At 63.4% G+C, this 4,733-nt stretch carries 4 protein-coding genes; 2 read left to right on the top strand and 2 right to left on the bottom strand.

All coding sequences use genetic code 11. The features are described from left to right. Positions 1 to 6 precede the first annotated feature (6 nt). Positions 7 to 1,554, bottom strand: coding sequence for an acyl-CoA synthetase (locus tag JOZ76_RS31710; RefSeq protein ID WP_291705336.1), 1,548 nt, complete (start codon positions 1,552 to 1,554; stop codon positions 7 to 9). Positions 1,555 to 1,692: 138 nt separating this feature from the next. Beyond that, positions 1,693 to 2,505, bottom strand: coding sequence for a crotonase/enoyl-CoA hydratase family protein (locus tag JOZ76_RS31705; protein ID WP_291705335.1), 813 nt, complete (start codon positions 2,503 to 2,505; stop codon positions 1,693 to 1,695). Positions 2,506 to 2,609: 104 nt separating this feature from the next. Between JOZ76_RS31705 and JOZ76_RS31700 the strand changes: the two genes are divergently transcribed. Together JOZ76_RS31700 and JOZ76_RS31695 are read left to right on the top strand one after the other, a co-directional pair. Continuing rightward, positions 2,610 to 3,482 (top strand): SDR family oxidoreductase, encoded by an 873-nt coding sequence (locus tag JOZ76_RS31700; protein WP_291705334.1) that lies wholly within the window; start codon positions 2,610 to 2,612, stop codon positions 3,480 to 3,482. Between the two features lie 126 nt (positions 3,483 to 3,608). Further along, a partial coding sequence (locus JOZ76_RS31695) for an AMP-binding protein (RefSeq protein ID WP_291705333.1) occupies positions 3,609 to 4,733 on the top strand: 1,125 nt, incomplete at its 3' end.

The raw sequence follows: 4,733 nt of genomic DNA, 5'->3' as shown, positions 1-4,733 counted from the left end.
GTTCGCCTAAATCCGCCGGCCGGCCGTTTCCCAATAGGGATCGCGCAGGCGGCGCTTGAAAATCTTGCCGGAATCTTCCCGCGGCAGGTCGGATCGAATTTCGATGTGCTTGGGCACTTTGTAATCGGCGAGTGACGCCTTGAGCCGGCTTCGGAGGTCCTCGACGTCGAGCGGCAAACCCGGTTGCGGCTCGACCACCGCCATCAGCGCTTCGCCGAATTCGGCATCGGGAATACCAAATACCGCACAATCGTGGACGCCGGGGATCGCATGCAGTGCGGCCTCGATCTCGGCCGGGTAGATGTTGACGCCGCCGGAGATCACCATGTCACGCTTGCGATCGCAGATGAAAACGTAGCCGTCCAGGTCGACATAGCCGACATCGCCTGATGTGATGAAGCCGCTGTGCTCGATCTCGGAGCGCTTGTCGGGCCTGTTGTGGTAGGTGAAGTCGGGATTGCTCGCGATCCGCGAAAAAATCTCGCCGATCTCGCCCGGCGGCAGCAGCCGCCCGTCATCGCCGATGAACCGCAGTTCAGCGCCGGGCGCGATCCTGCCAACTGTTCCGGGCCTTCTCAACGCGTCCTCCGAGGTGGCGAAGGTGACCGCGCCCGCCTCGGTCGAGCCATAGAACTCGTAAATGACCGGTCCCCACCACTCGATCATGGCGCGCTTGACGTCGGCCGGACACGGCGCCGCGGCGTGAATCACATGACGCAGCGAGGAGACGTCATATTTCCCGCGCACCGCCTCGGGCAGCTTCATCAGCCGGATGAACATGGTCGGCACCATGAAGATGGTGTCGATGCGCTCAGCCTCGATCAGCCGCAAGAAATCCTCGGGCTCGAACCGCGGCATCAGCACCAGCGCACCGCCGAGGCGGCCGGCGCGAAGCCCGAACGAGTTCGGCGCAGAATGATAGAGCGGCCCGGGCACCAGCGCGCGAGCCCCCGCCTTCAGCCCGTAGATCAAGGTGCGCATCCGCTCGGCATGCGCGCTCTGCTCGGGCGTCGGGGCGTTGCGGCGCACGCCCTTCGGATGGCCCGTCGTGCCGGAGGTATAGATCATGTTCGCCGGCTGCGGCACGGCGGGCCCGTCATGGGGTTTTTGTCCGCCAAGCCAGCCTTCAAGGTCGATCGCGAAGTCAGGCTTACTGAGTTGATCGGGGTCGATTTTGTAGGTCCGCAGGATCTCCGGCGGTGTCGGGACACTGAGCACCAAAACACCGGCCGGGACGGCGTCGCGGAGCGAATGCAGCAGATCGGAATGTCCGATCAGCACGGAGGTACCGCAATCCCGGAGGATGTAGCTGATCTCCTCCGGCTTGAAGTGCCAGTTCACGGGCACGCCATAGGCTCCAAGCTGCATCGCCGCATAGGCCGCTTCGACGAAAGCGATGTCGTTGCGCATCAGAATGCAGACACTGTCGCCCTGGCCGACACCGAGCCTGTGCAGGCCGCCGGCAATGCGTGCAGTGCGGTCGGCCACTTCGGCATGCGCGCGCCGCCGCTCACCGGAGATGATGCCGAGGAAAAGAGAGGACGTTTCGCTCATCCTGCTGTCCGATCTTTCGTCGGGTTTATTGACGGCGTCATCCGGGGCGGTCCGCAGGACCGAACCCGGAATCTCAAGGTTCTCAGGTGCGCAATGCGCACCATAGTTCGATGCTTCGCATCGGCCCGGAACGACGATTCAAGCATCCACAAAGCGCGGCGCGCGCTTCTCCAGATTGGCCCTGACAGCCTCGGTCTGATTGGGGCTGCCGATCAGTCTCTGCTGCTCAATCGATTCAGCGAGCAGTGCGGGGCCCGGATCGACCGACAGTTTGTTCAGCATGCGCTTGGCAGCGCGAATCGCATCGGGGCTTTTGTTCGCGATCTCGCGCGCGACCTCGAGCCCGGCGGCGTGTGGATCGTCAAAGATCCGCGTTGCGAGACCGTAGGACAGCGCTTCCTGGGCCGAGAAGATACGGCCGGTGAACGTCAGCTCGCGCAGAATATCGTCCCGGACAAGAGTTGCGAGGATCGGCGTTCCCGCCATGTCCGGCACCAGGCCCCATTTAATCTCCATGATCGACATCCGGGTATCGGGCGCGAGGAAGCGCATGTCGGCCCCGAGGGCGAGTTGGAACCCGCCGCCGAAGGCCACCCCATGCACCACCGCGATCACCGGCACGGGCAGCTGGCGCCAGCCCCACACCGCTTGTTGCGCAAAGTTCGCTAGCCCATGGGTGCGCACAGTCAGATCGCGCTTTTCGCCCCCCGGAATTCCATTGCCGCCCTTGTCCTTCATCGCGGCAAAACGGCCCATATCGAGACCGGCACAGAAGGCGCGCCCCTCGCCCGATAATACCACCGCCCTTAGGCCTTTTTCACTCGCAAGCCGGTCGGTCGCGGCGACCAGCGCCTCGAACATCGCCTGATCGAGCGCATTCATCTTGTCCGCCCGCACCAGGCGGACATTGGCGACGCCCTCCGTGATCGATATCGAAACGCGGTCTTCCATGGATCAATTTCTCCCTGTTCTTCTCTTGACCGCTTTACAGGACGGCCGTCCGGACTTAGTCAATTGCTCAATTAACAAACAATCGCTTCAGGTGGAAACCTCCCATGTTCAAAGACAATCTGCTGGCCGGCCGGCGCATCCTGGTCACAGGCGGCGGCACCGGACTTGGCAAATCGATGGCGGCGCGCTTCCTCGAACTCGGCGCCGAGGTGCATATCTGCGGACGTCGCAAGATCGTCTGCGACGAAACCGCGACCGAACTGATGGACCAGTATGGCGGCCGGGTCACGAGCCATGGTGTCGACATCCGCAATCCGCTCGCCGTCGACGAGATGGTCGAGAACATCTTTCGCGAGGGCGGACTCACCGACCTCATCAATAATGCCGCCGGCAACTTCATCTCGCGCAGTGAAGAACTGAGCGCGCGCGGTTTCGATGCGGTCGCCAACATCGTCATGCACGGCACGTTCTACGTGACGCATGCGGTGGGCCGGCGCTGGATCGCCGCCAAACAGCCCGGCAATGTCGTGTCGATCACGGTAACCTGGGTGCGCAACGGCTCGCCCTATGTGGTGCCATCGGCGATGAGCAAGTCGGCGGTACATGCCATGACCATGTCGCTCGCCACCGAATGGGGCCATTACGGCATCCGCCTCAACACCATCGCGCCCGGCGAAATTCCGACCGAAGGCATGAGCAAGCGCATCAAGCCTGGCGACGAAGCGGGCGCGCGCACCAAGGCGATGAATCCGATGGGCCGGGTCGGCACCATGGAGGAGCTGCAAAACCTCGCGGTGTTCCTGATCTCCGGCGGCTGCGACTGGATCAATGGCGAGACCATCGCGATGGATGGCGGCCAGGCGCTGGCCATGGGCGGCAACTTCTATCAACTGCGCGACTGGAGCGACGACGACTGGGCCAAGGCGCGCGACTCCATCAAGGCACAGAACGAAAAAGACAAGGCGGCGCGGGGCTGACGGGAGCAGCGTTACCGCTCGCAAGCGACCGCCTCGGCTGAAACGCCGAAGCGGCCTGTCCGTATTGTCTTTGTTGCCGGATCGCCCCACACTCTGCGCAACGCAAGAAGATTTAGCGGGAGCGAGATGTCCGACGCTGGCGAAGCAACCCTGGCCGGGATCGTGCGCGCACGAGGCAAAACCCTTGGCGATGCCGCGCTCTACGAATTCGAGGGCCGCACGACCAGTTTTGCGGCATTCGACCGCAACACCAATCGTGTCGCCAACGCCCTGAAGGCGCTCGGCGTCGCGCCGGGCGAGCGCATCGCCTATCTCGGCAAGAACAGCGACATCTATTTCGAGCTGCTGCTCGGAGCCATCAAGGCCCGTGTGGTGATGGCGCCGGTGAACTGGCGGCTGGCCGGACCTGAGGTTGCCTTCATCGTCGAGGATTGCAAGGCGCCGGTGCTGTTCGTTGGCCCTGAATTCGTTACGCTGGTCCGCGACATCCGTGGCCAATTGCCGAGCGTGCGCCACGTGATCACGACCGAGGGCGGCATGCCGGAATGGCAGGATTATGCCGCCTGGCGCGATGCGCGCAGCGCCGATGAACCCGATGTCGAGGTGATGCCGCAGGACGTCGCGATCCAGCTCTACACCTCCGGCACCACTGGCAAGCCGAAGGGCGCGATGCTGTCGCATGCCAATCTGCTGAACCTCGTCAGCAGGGATGCCGAGCGGCCGGACTGGAACAGATGGACCTCCGCCGACGTCTCGCTGATCGCGATGCCGATCTTCCATATCGGCGGCTCCGGCTGGGGCATCACCAATCTCTATTTCGGCGCCAAGGGCGTGATCGCCCGCGAATTCGATCCGACAAGAATCCTCGACTTCTTCGAGCGTTACGGCATCACCAAGCTGTTCATGGTGCCCGCTGCGATGCAGTTCGTCGTGCGTCAGCCACGCGCCCGCCAGGTGGACTTCTCGCGGCTGAAATACATGCTCTATGGCGCCTCGCCGATTCCGGCGGCGCTGCTCAAGGAATGCATCGAGGTGTTCAAATGCGGCTTCGTGCAGCTCTACGGCATGACCGAGACCACGGGCACGATCGTGGCGCTCCCGCCCGAGGATCACGTCGAAGGACTGGAGCGGATGCGCTCGGCCGGCAAGCCGCTGTCCGGCGTTGAAATCGCGATCCTCGATGCCGACGGCAACACGCTGCCGCCGCGCCAGGTCGGCGAGATCGCGACCCGTTCCGGCTCGAACATGGTG

This window comes from Bradyrhizobium sp. (genome assembly GCF_019244115.1).
GTDB lineage: Bacteria > Pseudomonadota > Alphaproteobacteria > Rhizobiales > Xanthobacteraceae > Bradyrhizobium.
Note: the sequence above shows the minus strand (reverse complement) of the source record. Positions and strands in the feature narration are given on the sequence as shown.

Bases quoted from the DNA above. Each gene is read 5' to 3' on its own strand.
- JOZ76_RS31705 (WP_291705335.1), bottom strand. From the start codon at position 2,505: ATGGAAGACCGCGTTTCGATATCGATCACGGAGGGCGTCGCCAATGTC.
- JOZ76_RS31700 (WP_291705334.1), top strand. From the start codon at position 2,610: ATGTTCAAAGACAATCTGCTGGCCGGCCGGCGCATCCTGGTCACAGGC.
- JOZ76_RS31710 (WP_291705336.1), bottom strand. From the start codon at position 1,554: ATGAGCGAAACGTCCTCTCTTTTCCTCGGCATCATCTCCGGTGAGCGG.